The sequence below is a fragment of the Sporichthya polymorpha DSM 43042 genome, from assembly GCF_000384115.1.
Classification (GTDB): domain Bacteria; phylum Actinomycetota; class Actinomycetes; order Sporichthyales; family Sporichthyaceae; genus Sporichthya; species Sporichthya polymorpha.
The window spans coordinates 456,634-474,391 of sequence record NZ_KB913029.1 but is presented as its reverse complement, the minus strand read 5'-3'; the positions used below and the strand labels follow the sequence as shown (position 1 = coordinate 474,391).

General features: G+C 69.6%; 19 protein-coding genes. 6 read left to right on the top strand and 13 right to left on the bottom strand.

Annotated elements, in window-relative coordinates; translation table 11 throughout:
• The 3 genes from lgt to SPOPO_RS35460 are packed head-to-tail and all read left to right on the top strand — an operon-like array spanning position 1 to position 2,244.
• Positions 1-873: a prolipoprotein diacylglyceryl transferase gene (gene lgt, locus SPOPO_RS0102390; protein ID WP_028984459.1), complete on the top strand. Its 873-nt coding sequence runs from the start codon at positions 1-3 to the stop codon at positions 871-873.
• Entirely contained in the window at positions 873-1,595 is a 723-nt protein-coding gene (locus tag SPOPO_RS27250) for a class E sortase (protein ID WP_019873181.1), read from the top strand. The genes lgt and SPOPO_RS27250 overlap by 1 nt, the downstream gene beginning before the upstream one ends.
• 37 nt (positions 1,596-1,632) lie before the next feature.
• Complete coding sequence (locus tag SPOPO_RS35460; RefSeq protein WP_245541686.1) at positions 1,633-2,244, top strand: flagellar basal body-associated FliL family protein; 612 nt, start codon at positions 1,633-1,635, stop codon at positions 2,242-2,244.
• A gap of 26 nt (positions 2,245-2,270) precedes the next feature.
• Here the strand turns inward: SPOPO_RS35460 and SPOPO_RS32235 are convergent, their stop codons facing one another.
• Entirely contained in the window at positions 2,271-3,857 is a 1,587-nt protein-coding gene (locus tag SPOPO_RS32235) for a hypothetical protein (protein ID WP_156869502.1), read from the bottom strand.
• A gap of 443 nt (positions 3,858-4,300) precedes the next feature.
• Here SPOPO_RS32235 and SPOPO_RS36005 point away from each other — a divergent pair, with 443 nt between their 5' ends.
• The gene (locus SPOPO_RS36005; RefSeq protein ID WP_342672887.1) at positions 4,301-4,471 is read left to right on the top strand and encodes an SHOCT domain-containing protein; all 171 of its coding nucleotides are present in this window, start codon (positions 4,301-4,303) and stop codon (positions 4,469-4,471) included.
• A 26-nt stretch (positions 4,472-4,497) separates the two neighbouring features.
• The gene (locus tag SPOPO_RS27235) at positions 4,498-4,752 is read left to right on the top strand and encodes a DUF2933 domain-containing protein (protein ID WP_156870360.1); all 255 of its coding nucleotides are present in this window, start codon (positions 4,498-4,500) and stop codon (positions 4,750-4,752) included.
• Between the two features lie 182 nt (positions 4,753-4,934).
• Here the strand turns inward: SPOPO_RS27235 and SPOPO_RS0102365 are convergent, their stop codons facing one another.
• The 4 genes from SPOPO_RS0102365 to SPOPO_RS0102350 all read right to left on the bottom strand — a co-directional run bounded on the left by SPOPO_RS0102365 (position 4,935) and on the right by SPOPO_RS0102350 (position 6,726).
• Complete coding sequence (locus tag SPOPO_RS0102365) at positions 4,935-5,159, bottom strand: heavy-metal-associated domain-containing protein (RefSeq protein WP_028984458.1); 225 nt, start codon at positions 5,157-5,159, stop codon at positions 4,935-4,937.
• A 67-nt stretch (positions 5,160-5,226) separates the two neighbouring features.
• Positions 5,227-5,535, bottom strand: a complete 309-nt coding sequence (locus SPOPO_RS0102360) for a metal-sensitive transcriptional regulator (RefSeq protein WP_019873177.1) — start codon at positions 5,533-5,535, stop codon at positions 5,227-5,229.
• Between the two features lie 25 nt (positions 5,536-5,560).
• Complete coding sequence (locus tag SPOPO_RS0102355; protein WP_019873176.1) at positions 5,561-6,265, bottom strand: hypothetical protein; 705 nt, start codon at positions 6,263-6,265, stop codon at positions 5,561-5,563.
• Complete coding sequence (locus SPOPO_RS0102350) at positions 6,262-6,726, bottom strand: RNA polymerase sigma factor (protein ID WP_028984457.1); 465 nt, start codon at positions 6,724-6,726, stop codon at positions 6,262-6,264. Before SPOPO_RS0102350 ends, SPOPO_RS0102355 begins: the two co-directional genes overlap by 4 nt.
• Before the next feature lie 167 nt (positions 6,727-6,893).
• On the opposite strand from SPOPO_RS0102350, the gene SPOPO_RS0102345 reads away from it, so the two are divergent.
• On the top strand, positions 6,894-7,712 hold the full coding sequence (locus SPOPO_RS0102345; RefSeq protein WP_019873174.1) for an alpha/beta fold hydrolase: 819 nt from the start codon (positions 6,894-6,896) through the stop codon (positions 7,710-7,712).
• Between the two features lie 99 nt (positions 7,713-7,811).
• Here the strand turns inward: SPOPO_RS0102345 and SPOPO_RS0102340 are convergent, their stop codons facing one another.
• The 8 genes from SPOPO_RS0102340 to SPOPO_RS27220 form a co-directional block, all read right to left on the bottom strand.
• Positions 7,812-8,750 (bottom strand): M48 family metalloprotease, encoded by a 939-nt coding sequence (locus SPOPO_RS0102340; protein WP_019873173.1) that lies wholly within the window; start codon positions 8,748-8,750, stop codon positions 7,812-7,814.
• Between the two features lie 111 nt (positions 8,751-8,861).
• The gene (locus SPOPO_RS0102335; protein ID WP_033384874.1) at positions 8,862-9,428 is read right to left on the bottom strand and encodes a LemA family protein; all 567 of its coding nucleotides are present in this window, start codon (positions 9,426-9,428) and stop codon (positions 8,862-8,864) included.
• Between the two features lie 861 nt (positions 9,429-10,289).
• A complete protein-coding gene (locus tag SPOPO_RS27230; protein ID WP_033384872.1) occupies positions 10,290-11,324 on the bottom strand; it encodes a TerC family protein in 1,035 nt (344 codons plus the stop codon).
• Positions 11,321-11,863, bottom strand: coding sequence for a LemA family protein (locus SPOPO_RS33490; RefSeq protein WP_084671623.1), 543 nt, complete (start codon positions 11,861-11,863; stop codon positions 11,321-11,323). Before SPOPO_RS33490 ends, SPOPO_RS27230 begins: the two co-directional genes overlap by 4 nt.
• A gap of 210 nt (positions 11,864-12,073) precedes the next feature.
• Positions 12,074-13,705 carry an ABC transporter permease gene (locus SPOPO_RS0102315; protein WP_019873168.1) on the bottom strand — a complete coding sequence of 544 codons (1,632 nt, stop codon included), beginning with the start codon at positions 13,703-13,705 and terminating at the stop codon, positions 12,074-12,076.
• Entirely contained in the window at positions 13,702-14,406 is a 705-nt protein-coding gene (locus tag SPOPO_RS0102310; RefSeq protein ID WP_019873167.1) for an ATP-binding cassette domain-containing protein, read from the bottom strand. Before SPOPO_RS0102310 ends, SPOPO_RS0102315 begins: the two co-directional genes overlap by 4 nt.
• An 82-nt stretch (positions 14,407-14,488) precedes the next feature.
• Positions 14,489-15,172, bottom strand: coding sequence for a methyltransferase family protein (locus SPOPO_RS27225; protein WP_019873166.1), 684 nt, complete (start codon positions 15,170-15,172; stop codon positions 14,489-14,491).
• Positions 15,169-17,742: a heavy metal translocating P-type ATPase gene (locus SPOPO_RS27220; RefSeq protein ID WP_019873165.1), complete on the bottom strand. Its 2,574-nt coding sequence runs from the start codon at positions 17,740-17,742 to the stop codon at positions 15,169-15,171. The genes SPOPO_RS27225 and SPOPO_RS27220 overlap by 4 nt, the downstream gene beginning before the upstream one ends.
• Positions 17,743-17,758 lie beyond the last annotated feature (16 nt).

Genomic DNA, 17,758 nt, shown 5'->3' with positions numbered 1-17,758 from the left:
ATGACCTCAGACGTCCTGGTCGCGTCAATCCCAAGCCCTTCTGAGGGCGTGTGGTACCTCGGCGGCTTCCCGATCCGTGGCTACGCGCTCTGCATCGTGGCCGGGATCCTGATCGCCATCGTGGTCGGCGATAAGCGGCTGATCGCCCGCGGCGGCAAGCCCGGCCAGGTCGGCGATCTCGCCATGTGGGTGGTCCCGTTTGGGATCGTCGGCGGCCGGATCTACCACGTGATCACCACCCCGGACGATTACTTCGGCGACGGTGGCCGACCCGTCGACGCGCTGAAGATCTGGGAGGGCGGCCTCGGGATCTGGGGCGCGGTCGCGCTCGGCGCGCTCGGTGGCTGGATCGGCGCGCGGCGGGCCGGGCTGTCCTGGCCGCCGGTCGCGGACGCCGTCTTTCCCGGGGTCGTGCTGGCGCAGGCCATGGGGCGCTGGGGCAACTGGTTCAACCAGGAGCTCTACGGCAAGCCCACCGACCTTCCGTGGGCGCTGGAGATCGATCCGGAGAACCGGCCGCGGGCCACTCCGGACGCGGCTACCTACCACCCGACCTTCCTGTACGAGTCGCTGTGGTGCCTGCTGGTCGCGGCGCTGCTGATCTGGGCCGACCGGCGCTTCAACATGGGCCGTGGCCAGGTCGTCGCCCTCTACGTGGCCGCCTACTGCACCGGCCGGTTCTGGATCGAGGCGCTGCGGGTCGACGAGGCGCACCGCATCGCCGGCCTGCGCCTGAACAACTGGGTCGCGCTCGTCCTGTTCGCGGCCGCGGTCGCCTACCTCGTGGTGTCCCGCCGTCGCGGCGACCGCCGCGAGCCGACGCCCTACCTCGGACAGTCTCGGACCGAGACGCTCAGGGACGAGGCCCGCTGATGAGGTCGGCCGCCGGTTCGCTGTCGCCGTGGGCGCGCCGCCGACATCTGTTCGTCCGGGGGGTCGGCGAGGTCTTCATCACCGTGGGTGTGCTGGCTCTCCTGCTGGTGGTCTACCAAGTTTTCTACACAAACTTCGAGGCCGGCCGGCGACAGGACGCCATCAGGGACGACCTGCGCGACTCATGGGTACAGCCGGTGAGTGCCGGTGCTCCTATCAAGGGCGATGCCATCGGCCTCATCTACATCGAGCGGCTGGGACGGAAGTGGGAGAAGCCGCTCGTGGAGGGCGTCGAGCTCAAGCAGCTCGCCCGCGGGGTGGGGCATTTCCCGCGCTCGGCGCAGCCCGGTCAGGTCGGCAACTTCGCCGTCGCTGGGCATCGGGCCACTCAGGGGGAGCCGTTCGCCTACCTCGACCGGCTCCGCGCGGGGGACCGTGTCGTGGTGGAGACGCGGACCAGGTGGTTCGTCTACACCATCGACCCGCAGCCCGGGGCGAAACCCGGCGACCGGGCGTACAAGCTCGTCGACCCCAGTTACGGCGAGGTGGTTCTGCCAGTGCCTGAACAACCAGGCGTGAAGCCGACCGAACGCCGCATCACCCTGGTTACCTGCAACCCGCGCTGGGGTTCCTCGACCCGGCTGATCCTCTACGGCACGCTCACTACGAGCTACCCGAAGCCCGGGCCCTTGCCGCCAGAGCTTGCTTACACGACAAGCTGAAGAACGTCGGGCTCGAGCTCAGAGCGGTCGTCTCACGTTGTGCGATGCGTGGCCGAAGGAAGGGTGGGTGCAGACAAGAGCGGCGCCTCGAATCGCGGAGGTCTTCGCCTTGACAACTTCAACCGCTTCACGGTCTTCGAACGCCGAGGGTGGTGGTCAGGCTGAGACGACCCGCGGCACCGACCGGGGGCGGGCCCGCGCCGACGACGACGCCGGCGCGAACACCGGCAAGAAAGCGAAGTCGAAGAAGAAGATCGTCGGCGTGGTGTTGGTCGTCGCCACTCTCGCGGGTGGGTACTACGCCTTTCTCGGGCCCAAACCTTCCGCGAGCGCGGAGCCCGAGCCAGGGATCGTCGTCGACCTCGGTCCGGTCACGCTCAACCTTGACGGCGGCCGCTACCTCAAGATGGGCATGGCGCTGCAGTTCACCGCCGACCTATCAGGAGGCGGACATGGCGGCACAGCGGAAGAGCCCGACGGCTCGAAGGCCCTCGATCTGGCGATTGCGCAACTCTCGAACCGGAAAGCTGCTGACCTGATCTCTGCGAACGGGCGAAGCGCCGCGAAGGCTGCCCTGCTCGAAGCCGTGGCGGAGGCCTACCACGGCGACGTCATGGACATCTACTTCACCCAGTTCGTCATGCAATAAGCGCCGGAGAAGCGGCGGAGTAGGGCCTACCCGCCGGGTCGCGCGTCGAAGGGCGTCACCACGGGAGCCCAGATGCGGCCCCGGGCTGCGGCTGCGAGCGGCACGGCCACGAACAGCAGTCCGAGGCCGAGAGCCAGCAGGACGCCGGCCGGTGAGGTGGGCTCCACCGCGCGAGCGGTCTGGGCTAACAGGGCCTCAGCGGGCTCGCCCGTATCGATCGCACGTTGCTCCGCGACCAACTGTGCGGGTGACGGAATCTCCGCGGCCGAGGGCGTGCTGCCGGCGGGGAGCGTCTGAGTAACCGTGTTGTCGGCGGTGTACTGCTCCGCGACGGCTGGACTCCACGTGGTCGCGGGAAGCCCCACCAGAAGCGATTCCGGGGTCGGAGGGATCTGCGTGCCGGGCGGCGGTGAGACGGCCGGATCGACATCGGACGAGGCCGCCACCAAGGCGATGGACTGGTGGTGGGAGGACGTCGCTGCCGGTGCGGGAATCGGCGTTGAGAGACGCCTGGGGGCCGTCACCCGCACGGCGGCAGCTTCGGTGATCCCTTCGTAGCGGTAGGCGCCGTAGCCGCGGGAGAGGTAGTACGACAGGGGGGCGTTCCGCACGAAACGGGGCGTGTGCCCGGTGGCGTATTGCTCGAACAGGCGGAACTTCGTCTTCGCGGCGTCCTCCCAGCCGGCGAAGATCACGACGTGCTTGCCGGCCAGGTTGAGAAGGTCGCCGGGCCGCAGGGCAGGGGAGGAGATCCGGTCGGAGATGCGGGCCAGGTTCCCGGTCCAGTAGTTGATCCGCTGGTCCGTACGCCAGGCCATCGACACGTAACCGGAGCAGTCCTGCCGGAACGTGCCGGCGGAGTCAGTCCACCACCGGCTCTGGCTGTAGGGGACCTTCTGGGTCACCCAGCTCACCGCCCGGGCGATCACCTCGGGCCTGCTGATGGTCCCAGTTCGGCCAGGAGTCGGCGTGCGCGGCATACCCCGTCCGGAAACGCCGATCTCGGTGGGTTTCCCCAGGACCGGGACGCCCAGCTCGGGGTCATCGTCGTCGGGCTGCGGGGGAGTCGCAGGCGCGGGTGCCGGCATGGGCGAGGGCGTGGGCAGTACCTGCACCGGTGGTGCCGCAACCGGGGGGACCTCGACCGGATCGACCGTGGGGCTCGGCTCCAGCGACGGCAGTTCCGGGGTCGGGGCGGTGACGGGGGCGGCGCCATGCGGAGGGCAGATCAGCGGCGCTGTGGTCGTGAGGTCAGGGAAGGGGTCCGCCGTGACGTCGCCCCCGATCGGAGCGGGCGAGTCCGTCGCGGGTTCGCTGCCCGGGTCGGTCGGCTCGAGGCTGGTGTTCTCGTCCTCAGCGATCGGGGCGGGCTCGGCAGGGATTGGGTCGGGCGCGATGGCCGAGTCAGGTTCCTCAGCCGCGGCCGGCGTGGGCGCGACTGTTCCGGTGCTTGGCGGCGCGCCCAGGCCGTAGCACTTGTCGGCCGCTGCGGCCGGCGCGCCGTCGAAGCCGAAGGCGCCCAGACCGGTAAGTGAACCCCCTAACAATCCACACAGGACGGCGGCGGCAAAGGTGGGTCGTACACGTCGCCGCGAGGCGGCCGAGTGGGGCATCCGGAGGTCCTGTCCGAGGGGCGGCGGGGATGCTCGGAAGCCTTCGATAAGGGCGGTGCCGTGGCGCGACCAGAAGGTAAACGCCGCATGACGCGCGGGTCAAACCCCCGGGGGGTACCTCCTTGTGCTTACGAGACGGCGTCGGCGAGGTCGACTAACCGGCGGTGTCCCTTGGTCGATGAACTGCGCGGCGCCGGTGACCGGTCGCGAGGTTGCTCACACTCCCCGCCGGGACTTTCTGCTCTGACCCCTGGGGTCTGGAAGCGGAGGCTGAGGCCAATGAATCCCGGGAGCGGCCCTGGCCCGGGAGGCTAATCCGATGTGGCACAACGGCGACTGGGGCGTGTGGCACTGGACAGCGATGGCGGTGATGATGAAGCCCTGGCGGGCTTCTGCGACCGGGTCGAGCTGCTGTTCCTGGGCGGGCTGATCGCGCTGATCATGTGGCTGTGGCCCGCATTGGCGCTGGCCCAAACCCCCGTGGCACCGATGAGACCTCACCGTCCGCGACGCCGGGTGGAGTCCTGGCGGAACGGTTCGCCCGCGGGGAGATCGACGAGGACGAATTCACCCGCCGCCGCGAAATGCTGCACGGCACCGGCCCGACGGCCTGACGATTCAAGAAAGGGACGTGAGGACGATGCAGAACCTGTTGCCGTGGCTGATCCTGCTGGCCTGCCCGCTGATGATGATCTTCTTGATGCGCGGGATGGGCGGCGGGAAGGGGCACAGCGGGCACATGGCCCCGAGCGACGCGCGCCGGGAGACCGACGACGAGCGCGACCGGCGAATCGCAGACCTAGAGCGCGAGATCGTCTCGCTCCGTAAGGCCGACCCGGCCGCCCGCGCCGTCGTGGGACTCGACACGGTGGGCCGGGACGGGAGCCCACGCTGACGACTGATGGTGCCGAACTCCCGATTTCGAACTGACTGGGCGCTCGCGGCGAGATCCGACGCGCTGCGGAGGCATCCCGGGCAGCTTGCCGGAGGGACGACGATGCGGGGCGACATGCGGTGCTGCGTGACCATCGACCCGCTTGCGGCCGTCAACGCGCCATGGACGCCGTCGGCCTGGGTTCAGCCCGGTTTGTCCGCCAGGGCGTAGCCCGCTTCGTCGATGGCCGCTCGTACCTGGTCCAGTTCCGGCGCGCCCTCGCCGGTCACGGTGACTGTCGAGATCCCGTCCGGCACGAGATCGACCCCGACGTCTTCGACCCCGGGCAACTTGCTCAGCTCCGCTGTGACGGCGGCAACGCAGTGACCGCAGGTCATTCCCTCAACGCGATACGTACTAGTTGGCACGGCAACCCCTTCCGGACGACCTACTCAACCTATACCCCATTAGGGTATGTGGCATGCGCGGCCGAAGTCAGGATCGGACCAGGCGCTTGATCGCAGCGGTTGCCTCCGCCAGCTTTGCCTCAGCCAGTGGGCCGCCATCAGCTGCGGCATGCACGACACAGTGTCTGAGGTGATCCTCGAGCAGGCGTAGTGCCACGGACTCCAGGGCGCTGGTCGCGGCTGAGACCTGCGTGAGGATGTCGATGCAGTACTCGTCCCCCTCGATCATCCGCGCGATCCCGCGGACCTGACCTTCGACGCGGCGCAACCGCTTGAGGTAGGCGGCCTTGTCGTCGGTGTAGCTGTGCGGGGTGCTCTCTTCCGGCTCCATATCCATACGGTACCGGGGTATCCGTCACGCGTCAGCCCTCTGCGCGTCTGATCTCGGCGCGCACCTGGTCAAGGCTGAAGGGCGCGTTCGGATCAGCACCGTCCATGGCGTACAGCCCCTGAGCTCCGCCGGTGACCTGCCAGTGCTGCGGCTTAATGTTCTCGTGCACAGTTCCGGTGGCGTCGGCGAGGAACAACAGCACGCGGGAGCCCGGAACCAGGGCGGCCCCCAGGGCCGGCCCCGAGGTGATGGCGGTGCCGTAGTCGTAGTCGAAGGCCGCGATCTCCTCGACCGCAGGGCCGCGCAGCATCTCCTCCACCCTCACGGTCCCGATGATGTAGTCCAGACCGCCATCGGAGTCCAGCGATCCTCGCTTCACCTCGACGATGGTCCCGACAACCACACGCGGCGACTCAGCGACCAGGCGGCGCAGGTCGTAGGAGATGCTCATGGCGGCTGGTCTGCTGGCGTCCGGCTGCGCCGCACCCGGCAGTGTCGTCCCAGGCGCCTCCTCCGCGAGCGTGGTGGGTGGGGCGTCGTCCGAGAGCACCTTCGTGCCGATTCCGACCGTGAGCGCGACAATGGCTGCCGCGGCGCCCAGCACGACCGCAGGCTGCCAGTGGGGTCGCCTCGACGGCGCAGGGGTGCCGTCGGCTTCCTCGGCCAAGAGCATCAGACCGCGGCGCAGGCGATCCGCCGCCAGCGCGTCGAGCTCGTCGACGTTGTCCTCGGTCACGATTCCCCCAGTTCCAGTCGCAGGATCCCGGCGGCCCGATGCAGCCGGGATTTGACCGTGCCCTCGGCGACGCCGAGGAGCACAGCGATCTCGCCGACCGGGAGGTCGGCGAAGTAGCGCAGGACCACCGTCGCCCGCAGGTCGGGATCGAGCTTGCGCAACGCGGCCCGCACGGATTCCCGCAGCGCGACGTCGGGATCGCTGTAACTGCTCGTCCCGCGCAGGCGTAGCCGGGCCAGAGCGGCGGTGCCGCGTCGGCGGGAGCGGTGCCGATCCAGGGCGATCCGGGTGGCCACCGCGCACGCCCAGGCGTTGCGGCTGCTCACCGTGGGCGCGTGCTCGACCATGCGCATGGCGACGTCCTGAGCCGCGTCGTCGAGGTCGGCGCCGCGCAGGCCGTTCAGGTAGAGCACGGCCCGGACCCGGGCATGCTCCTCCGCGCTCGGCGCCGGTGCTCGCACGTCACCATGCCGACGCCGGTCGGAGTTGTGGATCAGATCTCCCATCTCGCCCCCCGCCCTCTTCTGCATGCCGTTAAGACGCCGCAGCCCCGAAGAACGTTCTCGGCCCCGACGCTCCCCGACCCGAGGGTCGCGCTCCGCAAGATTGGAAGAAATAGGGTTACGCCGTGGAGGATCGAACGCTGGCCTACGCCGGATCGGACGGCTGCCTTCTCTACGCGTCCGTGCAGGGTGAAGGTCCGTTGGTCCTCCTGTTGCACGGCGGTGGGCCCGACCACCGCAGTCTGCTTCCGCTGGCGGCGCGACTGGCGGACGAGTACACGGTTGCCCTGCCGGATGTGCGCGGTTACGGGCGCTCCCGGTGCGCGGATCCGGCGCGTCACACCTGGGACCAGTACGCCGCCGACGTCGTTTCGCTCATCGACTTTCTGCAGACCGACCGAGCCGTGGTCGGCGGGACCGGCCTGGGCGGGACTATCGCGCTGCGGGCTGGCCTGTCCCACCCGAGCAGAGTCGGAGGACTGATCGTGGTGAGCTTGGAGGAGATCGAGGACGACGAAGCGAGGGCCGCCGAGACCGCACTGATGGATCGGTTCGCGGAGGTGGTGCGCGCCCGCGGCGTCGCGGCGGGATGGGAGCGCTACCTGCCGTACCTGCAGCCGCTGATCGCGAACTTGGTGCGGGAGGCGCTGCCGCGAACTGATGCCGCCAGCGTCGCCGCGGCAGCGGCGACCGGCCGGGACCGTGCCTTTCGTGACGTAGCGGATCTCGCAAGCATCACGGCCCCGACGCTGATCTTCGCCGGCGGCGACCCCCGCCATCCAGCCCGTACAGCGACCCAGGCCGTTGACGCGCTGCAGAACGGCAAGCTGGCGCCGGTCGGTATCCGTGCCGACCTGAAGACGGCCGAAGACCTCGCGAAGGCCGTCGCGCCGGGGATCCGAGAATTCCTCCGCGGCCACCAAACGTGCGGCCATCGACCATGAGCGCGCAAGTGACCGGGCGCCAAAGGCCCCAGATAACGCGCGATTCGTGCGACCGCGTTGTTGCGGCCGGCTACACCTTTGTTTTGGGCGAACCCTCGGTCACCGCGCGACTGGCGAGTTGCCGGCCACTTCGCGGAGCACTGCGATGCGGTCCTCGAGCGGTGGATGGGTCTGGAACAGTCGGTTGAACCAGCCGTGCGCGCCCTTGGATTGCTTGTCGAGAGGTGACTCGATCCACATGTGCGCGGTGGCGGCGGGAGCGTGGGCGACGATCGCGGTGTTGTCGCGAAGCTTCTCCAAGGCCGCGATGAGGCCTTGAGGATTGCGGCTGATGCCGACGCCGGAAACGTCAGCGAGCGACTCCCGGCGCCTTGAGATCGCAAGCTGCATCGCCTTCGCCCCGAGGGGGGCCAAGATGATGAAGACGACAGACAGGGCGGCGATGTAGATGGCGGTGCCATCCCGGTCGTTGTCGCGGCGCCGGCCGCCGAACAGCAGCATGCGCAGCCCGAAGTCGCTCAGGAGCGCGACGAAGCCGACCAAGGTCACTGCCACGGTGCCGACGAGGATGTCGTAGTTCTGGATGTGGCTGAGCTCATGGGAGAGCACACCTTCGAGTTCGGCGCGGTCCATGATCTCGAGGAGGCCGGTGGTGACCGCCACTGCGGCGTGCGCCGGGTTCCGGCCAGTGGCGAAGGCGTTGGGCGCGGGGTCGTCGACGATGTAGACACGGGGCTTGGGCAGGCCGCTGGCGATGCAGAGTTCCTCGATGATGTTGTGGAGTTGTCGGTACTCATCAACATCGGCCTCACGGGCGTGGGCGGCAGCGATGGCGACCCGGTCGGAATAGAAGTACCCGCCCCACATCATCGCCACCACCACCACGACGGCTACGGCGATGAGCACCGGCCCGCCGGCGACCAGCAGATCGAAGGCGGCGACCACGGCGGTGATGAACACGGCGAAGCCGGCCATGAGATAGAAGGTCCGCCGTTTGTTCCCGGCCACCTGCGCCCACAGGTCCTGACGCTCACGCATCGCGGTCCCTCCGTCGTGCGACCTGATGGCTTTCGGCGCCGGTGAGGAGGTCGACTGACGCACCATGCAGCGCGCCCGCGACGCGGGGTCGTCCGGTCGGCGTCATGTCGATCAGAACCGGACCGTGGGCGCGACGTCGACCTGTTCGGCGTCGGGCACGTTGAAGAACGTGCGGGTCGTAAAGTGCATCGCGGCGGCCATCAGGTTGCCGGGGAATTTTTGGATCTTGGTGTTGTAGTACAGCACGCTGTCGTTGAAGAATTGGCGCGATGCGGCCACCCGGTTCTCGGTCGAGGCCAGTTCCTCCTGCAGCGCCAGGAAGTTCTGGTTCGCCTTCAACTCGGGGTAGGCCTCCGCCACTGCGAACAGCGTCTTGAGCGTGCTGGTAAGGATGTTGTCCGCCGCTGCGGACTTGACCGGATCCCCGCTGGTCTGGGCGCTCAGCGCGCCTGCCCGTGCCGCGGTCACCGCCTCGAAGGTGCCCTTCTCGTGCGCCGCGTAGCCCTTAACTGTCTCGACCAGGTTGGGGATCAGGTCGTAGCGCCGCTTCAGCTGCACGGTGATCTGCGACCACGCTGCATCGACCCGATTGCGGGCGCGAACGAGCCCGTTGTATGCCAGGACCGCCACGGCGACGACGACCAGGACGATGCCTACGATCACGAATACAGTGGACACGCTCGACTCCTCGGATTGGGCACGACCAGGTGGGGGCGCGGCTGGCGGGAACGGGTGGCGAGCGCCGACGCTGTTGCCGGGACGCTCGCCATTTTGACCATGAAGCAGGTCTGGTGACCGCCTGCGCACACCTGAATTCCTTCAGCCATCCCTGCTGTCGCACCTTTCGCTATCCAGCCTGGGCAGTCAGTCGGGCACGCGTCAGGGGCGAACGCCCCATATACCTATGGGCCTTCGACCAGCCTTGGGGGGGCAGGATGCGCGACCGCAGTCTTCGCGCAGCGCCCGTGAGAGTCGTGGCGGTACCGAGAAGTACAGCGACGAGCTGCTGCTTCGCAGGCCGATCCGCCCGTCCCGGTGGGGTCGGGCGCGAACCTGGCATGCGTCCATGCGCGGTGTGACCAACGCAGGCGGTGGTAGGCATCCGCGAGATCGCGCGCATGCGTTGCCTCCATCTGTGATGAGCGCGACGGCGATGTTCGTCGTCAGCCCGGCACGGCGGCGCGCAACTGACACCATGTCTCGGCGGGCACGTGCTTGCGCGAGCGAGACCGGGCCCTTTCAGGGATTGTCGGGGCGCGATCGTCCACGTCGCGGCGGCTCCGCTGCGCCTCGAGCTCGCCGCGGGCAGGCGTCCCTGGCAAGCCCGCCCCGGTAGCGGGTCCCATGATTGCGAGCGTCGCCCATCCCCAGGGATCGATCACGTGCCGTCCCGGCCAGCGCCTGCGGCGACCGAAGGGATCGGCGGGACGCAGGGCAGGGTCAAGTAGTAAAGGGCTCTCCGTCGCGAGAGCCAGTCGGCACACCTTGGTCGCTCGTCCGCAATTGCGGGACAGGCCGAACTCGACCGAGCCGGGCGGGTCATCGTTCCGGTGCCGAGGGATGGCGGCGTCGACGGTCGCGGTGCAGGCAATCGCACGTGGCGCCGTGCGGTTCGCATGTGACTGGTTGGGACACTGACGTCGGCGCGGGCCGCAGCAGACTCCAGGCGAGGCTGGTGGTCAACACCGCGATGATGACGGTCAGACTCAGGGGCGAGGGTATTTCGGGAACGTTGGGGCTGATGCTCTTGTGCGCTGCCTGCAGGGCGAGCTTCACGCCGATGAAGGCCAGAATGAGCGCCAGTCCTCTGCTCAACAGCCGGAATCTGGCCAGCAGTCCGTCGAGCAGGAAGTACAGCGCCCGCAGTCCGAGGATGGCAAAGACGTTGCTGGTGTAGACGATGAACGGATCGCTGCTGACGGCCAGTACAGCGGGCACGCTGTCGATTGCGAACATCAGGTCGGCGGCTTCCACGGCAGCGACGACGGCGAGGAGCGGTGTGGCGACAAGGCGCCCGGTCTCGCGGACGAAGAAGGCCGACCCGGCGTAGGTGTCGCGGACGGGCACGAGCCGACGCAGTAGGCGGATGCCGAGGCTTCGGGCGGGGTCGAACTGCTGTTTTTGCCCGCGGCTGAGCCTTGCCGCGCTCCAGATAAGCAGGGCGGCGAAGACGAACAGGATCACGGTGAACCGGGACACGACGGCGACGCCGAGGGATAGGAAGACCGCGCGGAAGACCAGTGCGCCGAGCACGCCGAAGAACAACACGCGGTGTTGGTACTGCCGTGGGACGCCGAAGTGGGCGAAGATCAGGGCGAAGACGAACAGGTTGTCCACTGACAGGCTTTTCTCCAGCAGCCACGCGCTCGTGTATTCCACGCCGGCGTCGGTACCGCGCACGGCCGTGACAAGCCCGCCGAAGGCGAGGCCTGCGCTCACCCACACGATGCTCCACCGGGCCGCTTCGGCGAAGCCGATGACTCGATTCCTGCGGTGGGCCAGCAGGTCCACGGCCAAGGCGACGGTGACGACGGCGACGAAGGTGACCCACAGCCACAACGGTGTCGATGTCATCGGCAGGTCGGCTGACGCGCCATGCAGGGTGTCTGCGATGTCGGGCCGTCCGGTCGGCGTGATGTCGACTGCCGCGCGAGAAGGTTCTGGTTCGCCTTCAGGCCGGGGCAGGCCTCCGCCACGGCGAACAGGGTCTTGAGCGTGTCGGTGAGGATGTTGTTCGTTACGGCGGACTTGGCCGGGTCACCTCTCCCTTGGGTGTTCATGGCGCCTGACCGTGCCGCGGTCACTGCCTCGAAGGTGGCCTTCTCGTGTGCCGCATAAGCCTTGTCCGTTTCGACCAGGTTGGCGATCAAGTCGTAGCGCCGCCACAGCTGCACAGTGATGTGCGACCACGCTGCATCGACCCGGTTGCGGGCGCGGACCAGCCCGTTGTCTGTCGAGACCGCCCCGGTCCCGACGATCAGGGCGGCGCCTACGATGACGAGTTGTGGACGCGTTCGGCTCCTCGGGTCGTGCACGACCACCACGCAGCGCGGCTGGCGGGAACTGGTGGCGACCGCCGACGCTGGTGCTGGGGCGTTCGCCGCGGTGATCATGAAGCAGGTCTGGTGACCGCTTGTGGACGCCTGAGCTCCTTCAGCCATACCTGCTGTCGCGCCTTTCGTCATCCAGCATGGGGGACCCAGCCGGGCACGCGTTAGGGGCGGACGCCCCTAGATGCCTGCGGGCGCCGCGTTCGTCACGTGCACCGCCCCGGATTTGGTGGCGGCCTGTGCTTGCGCGAGCGGCACCGGGCCCATTCACGGCTATCGGCTACTCACAGGTGCTCGCCTTTCGTCTGGACGCGGGGCGCCGGGAATTCGGGCGTGGGTCATCGGAGTGGACGAGTCGTCGGGGTCGGTCTGTCGTGATCCGTCGCCGGCTGCTCGTCCTCGGGTTTCGGAGCCCGGTTCGCCCGGACGGGCAGGGGCTGTCGGCATGGATCGGTGGAACAGGGCGGTGGCGGTGAGGGCGAGACCGACCAACCAGGCCAGTGCGGCGAGTAAGGGGCCGGTCTGGTCGAAGTGGTTGGTCAGGCCGGTGTCGAGCAGAACGCGGCTGGCGCCGTAGCCGGGCAGCACCGATGCCCAGGGTTCGGGTTCGGGACGGAGCATGGGGCTTTGGCCGAGGCCGAGGTCCAGGAACGGGACGAGGAAGGCGATGAAGACTCCGGCGACGCGGCCGAAGATCGCGCCGAGGACCACCCCGACCAACCCGTAGGTGGCGGCCACCAGGACGCTGGCGGCGATGAAGCCGGGCCACTGGCGGGGGTCGAACACGAGTGCGGTGACCGCGAGGGCGGCGACGGTGATCAGCAGCACGGCCATCGCGAGGGTTCCGAGCCGGGCGGTGAGCAGGGTGCGGGCGCGGAACCCGGCGAGCACCAGCCGCCGGTCCCCGGCGCGGGCATCGGTCAGGACGAACAGGCCGGCCAGGGCGGACAGCGCGCCGAGGGCGATCGGGACCATGGTCCCGGCGTGCACGTCGGGCAGCCAGAAGGTGTACTGGACGGTCTTGCCGTCCTCGGCCAGGGGCAGGGTGAACGGACCTGGCTGGGTGGTCGCCTTGGCGAGCAGGATGAACACCACCGGCACGATGACCAGCAGGATCCCCAGGACTGGGTTGCGCCGGTAGCCGATCAATCCCATCCGCAGCGCGGTGCCCATCTGCCCGGTCGGGCGGGGGGCGGGGCGGGCGCGGCGGGTGGTGGCGGCGAGTACCGCCCACGCGATTGCCACGGCAGCGAGGGTCACGCCCAGGGCCCAGCCGAGGTCACCGGGGCGCCCGCCGTGGCGGGAGGGCAGGTCGATCATCCACAAGGTCACGAAATGGGTGGGGAACCAGCGGGTGGCCACCCGGTCCGGTGAGCCCATCGCCGGGCCGAAGACCACGTCGAGGAGCCAGATGAAGAGGATGGTCACCATCGCGTTCGTCGGGTTCGCGACGAGGACTCCGACCAGGGCGCCGACCGCCAGGTAGATCACCGCGAACATCACGGTGCCGGCGATCACCCGCCCCGGGTCCTCGATGCCGGTGCGGGCGGCCAGGGCCAGCAGGGCGGCGGTGGCGGCGCCGAGAGCCAGGATCAGGCCGGTCCCGGCCCGGGCGGCCACCAGCTTCGCGGGGGCGAGCCCGGCCAGGACGAGGCGGCGATCCGCGGACCGGGCGGCGCGGGTCTGGAAGTACATGGCGACGCCGGCCAGGAACGCCGCCGCCCAGCCGGCACTGGCGGTCTGCACTCCCGACCCGCTGCTGCCGGTGAGTACCCGGGCCGCGTTGGCCATCGACCCGGCGGCGACAACGACGAAGATCACCGGTACCACCACCAGGACGACCAGGTTGACCGGGTTGCGGGCGTAGTCGGCCAGGAAGCGGCGGATAAAGGGTGCGGCGCTCATCGCGGGACGGCCAGCCCGTCGCGCAGGTCGATGATCCGGTCGAAGCGCTGCTCGTCGGCGACGAAATGGCTGATGATCAGCACCGCGCGCCCGGCGGCCCGCCGCTCGGCCACGAGGGTCCAGAACTTCTGATAGGTGTCCCAGTCGAAGCCCGCGTACGGCTCGTCGAGCAGCAGCAGGTCGGGGTCGGCCAGCAGAGCCAGCGTCAGGTTCAGCTTGGCCAGCGTGCCGCCGGAGAGCTGGTCGGCGCGGGTGCGGGCGTAGCGCTCGAAGCCGAGCGCTGCGTAGAGCTCGGCCCGGGAGGCCCGCTCCGCCGCGCGGCTCATCCGGTACGCGCGGGCGAACAGCTCGATGTGCTCATCGCAGGTCAACCGCTCGTAGACGACCGGCTGCTGCGGGCAGTAGCCCATCCGCCCGGTGTGCGTCACGGTGCCGGCGTCGGCGCCCAGCTGCCCGACCAGGATCTTCATCAGCGTGGACTTGCCCGACCCGTTCTCCCCGACCAGACCGACGACCTCTCCCGGGCGCACCGTCAGGTCCACCCCGCGCAGCACCGGCTGGGCGCGCCGGAAGGGCCACATCCCCCGCTGGTAGGACTTCTCGATCCCGGCTGCGGCCAGCACCGTGGAGCCGGCCTGGGCCGGGGTGTTCGCGCCGGCCAAGGTTCCCCGGGTGGTGGTCGGGGTGCTGATCGTGCTCATCTGAGGTCTCCGTCTGGAAGTTCGGTGCACGGGTGGCAGGGTCTGGCTTCGACCCGCTGGTGCCCGCAGGAGCCGGGTGGGTCTAGCGGGTGAGCGGGGCGTCGTCGTCTCGCCGGGCTGTCGGTCCCTGCGCTGCGGGCGGGGCTGGGGGGCGGTGTGGGAAGTAGGGACGGACCCGTGCGGTATAGGCGTCCCATTCCGCGCCGAAGTGGGCGGCAACTTCGCGTTCTTCGCTGCGAGCGAGGCGGGCGTAGACGTAGGCCAGGACGGGGAACATCACCAGGGTGGGGATGGTGGGCCACTGCAGCAGGAACCCGATCATGATGAGCAGGAAGCCCAGGTACTGCGGGTGGCGCAACCACGCGTAGGGCCCGGTGGTGGCCAACTCGTCGTGCTGGGCGGCGGCGTGCAGCACCTTCCACCCGGCGGAGATGAGCATGAAGCCGCCGATCAGCACGGCGTAGCTGGCCAGGTGGAACGGGGACACGTGCGGGTCGCCGGACCAGCCGATCAGGTCGTTCCACAGGTGCCCGCCGGAGTGGGTGGCCTCCAGTTGCGGGAACCGCGAGCCCAGCCAGCCGGAGAGCAGGTACACCGTCAGCGGGGCGCCGTACATCTCGGTGAACAGCGCCACGATGAACGCGGAGTACCCGCCCATCGCCCGCCAGTCCCGTTTGGTGCGCGGGTGGAAGAAGCTGGCCCCGAAGAAGATCATCAAGGCGCTGTCGAACACGACGAGGAACCACAGGCCGTAGTCCTGGTTCATGAGGCACTCCTTGCCGGCGGGGCGGTGAGGACCGGCCCATCCTGATCGGGTTGGCGTCCCGCGACCTGGCCGCCCTGGTGGGGCAGGCCGGCGGGGGCGGGAGCGGGTGGGCGGTAGCGGCCCAGCCGGTTGGCGTTGCCGACCACCGACAGGGACGAGGCGGCCATGGCCCCGCCGGCGATCATCGGCGAGAGCTGCCAGCCGAAGGCCGGATAGAGCACACCGGCGGCGATCGGGATCCCGACTCCGTTGTAGACCAGGGCCAGGAACAGGTTCTGACGGATGTTGCGCATGGTGGCCTTGGACAGCGCGATCGCCGTGACGACACCGTGCAGGGCCCCGGAGATCAGCGTGATGTCGGCGGCCTCGATGGCGACGTCGGTGCCGGTCCCGATGGCCAGGCCGATGTCGGCCTGGGTGAGCGCGGGGGCGTCGTTGATGCCGTCGCCGACCATGCCGACGCGGTGCCCGGCGGCTTGGAGGCGGGCTATCTCCTCGGCCTTGTGCTCGGGTAGCACCTCGGCGCGGACGTGGTCGATGCCGACCGCCCGGGCGATGGCGGCGGCGGTGCGCGGGTTGTCCCCGGTGAGCATGTGCACCTCCAGGCCCATGGCGCGCAGCGCGGCGACGGCTTCGGCGGCGCCGGGCTTGAGGGTGTCGGCGATCGCCAGCACCCCGGCGGGCGCGCCGTCGACGGCGACCAGGACGGCGGTCTTGCCCTCGTCGGCCAGGCGGTCCGCGGCGGGGGCGAGCGGGGCCGGGTCGATGCCGTTCTCCGTCAGGAGGAGCCGGGTGCCGACCAGGACGTCGCGCCCGTCGACCCGGCCGCGGATGCCGCGGCCGGTGACTGAGGCGAAGCCGGTCACCTCGGACGCGGCCAGGCCACGATCGTGCGCGGCGGCGACGACGGCGCGGGCCAGGGGATGCTCCGAGCGGGCCTCGATAGCGGCGGCCAGGCGCAGTATCTGGTCCGGGTCCTGGCCGGGTAGTGGGTCGATGTCGGTGAGGGTGGGGGCGCCGACGGTGAGGGTGCCGGTCTTGTCCAGCACGATCGTGTCCAGCCCGCGGGCGGTCTCCAACGCCTCGGCCGAGCGGATCAGGATGCCGGACTGGGCGCCCTTGCCGGTGCCGGCCATCACCGACAGCGGCGTGGCCAGGCCCAGGGCGCAGGGGCAGGCGATGATCAGCACCGACACCGCGGAGACCAGGGCCAGGGTGAACGCCGGGGCAGGACCGGCGACGTACCAGACCGCGAACGTGCCCAGTGCGATGAGCATGACGACGGGGACGAACACTGCTGACGCGGCGTCAGCCACCCGCTGGATGGGGGCCTTGGACGCCTGCGCGGACTGCACGAGCCGCACGACCTGGGCCAGCACGGTGTCGGCGCCGACGCGTTCCGCGCGCATCCGCAGCGACCCGGTCTGGTTGACGGTGGCGCCGATGACCTCGTCCCAGGACCGCTTGGTCACCGGCATGGACTCCCCGGTCACCATGGACTCGTCCACCGCGGAGGAACCGTCCAGCACGGTGCCGTCGACCGGAATCCTTTCCCCGGGCCGGACCATCAGGACATCGCCGGGCGCCACGTCGGCGACGTCGACCTCGACCTCGATCCCGTCCCGTTCGAGGTGTGCGGTGCGGGCCTGCAGGCCCAGCAGGGCGCGGATCGCCTCGCCCGTGCCGGCCTTGGCTTTGGTCTCGATCAGCCGGCCGAGCAGGATCAGGGTAAGGATCACCCCGACCGCCTCGTAGTACACCTCGCGAACGTCCTCGGGCACGGCGGCGGGGGCGAGGGTGACCAGCAGGCTGTAGCCGAAGGCCGCGCACGTGCCCAGGGTGATCAGGGTGTTCATGTCCGCGGCCCGGTGCCGCAGCGCGAGCCAGCCGGTGCGGTGCACCGGCCACCCGGTCCAGAACATCACCGGGGCGATCAGCGCGAGCTGCCACCACCGGTTCAGCAGGAGCGCCGGGACCCAGTCCGCGCTGAAGACCTCGTGCGCCATCACCGCGAACAGCACGGGCGCCGTGAGCACAGCGCCGAGGGTGACCCGGCGGGACAGGTCGGCGATCTCCGCGCGGACGGCCGCCGCGTCGGCGGCCTCGACCTCGGCGGCGTCAGGCACCTCGACAACGCCCTGCTTGATGGCGCTTTGCTCGGTGGGCGGGGCCGGGGCCGGCTCGCCGTCCGGGGCGGGAGCGACGACGAGGGTGCCATGGATCATGTTCATCGCGCAGGAGAAGCCGTAGTGCCCGGCGGCGAGCGGCCCGAGGTCCACGATGGTCTGCTGGTGCGCCGGCAGGGCGCGACTGATCCTGAGATCGCCGAACACGACCCGGCCGGTGCAATCCCCGGACTCCCGGCGCTCAAAGACAATGCGCAGCGGGACCCCGGCAACGGCCTCGATGCGGGCCGGGGTGTAGCCGCCGGCCACAACTACGGTCACCTGCTGGGCGCCGTCCCGGTGCTCGGTCCGCGCCGCGGGGCGGCGCGAGCCGAAGAAGAACCACACCAGGCACAGGCTCGACACGGCGACGAGACCGATCACCAAGACGTCGGAGGCGTTCATGGCGCTGCTCCATTCA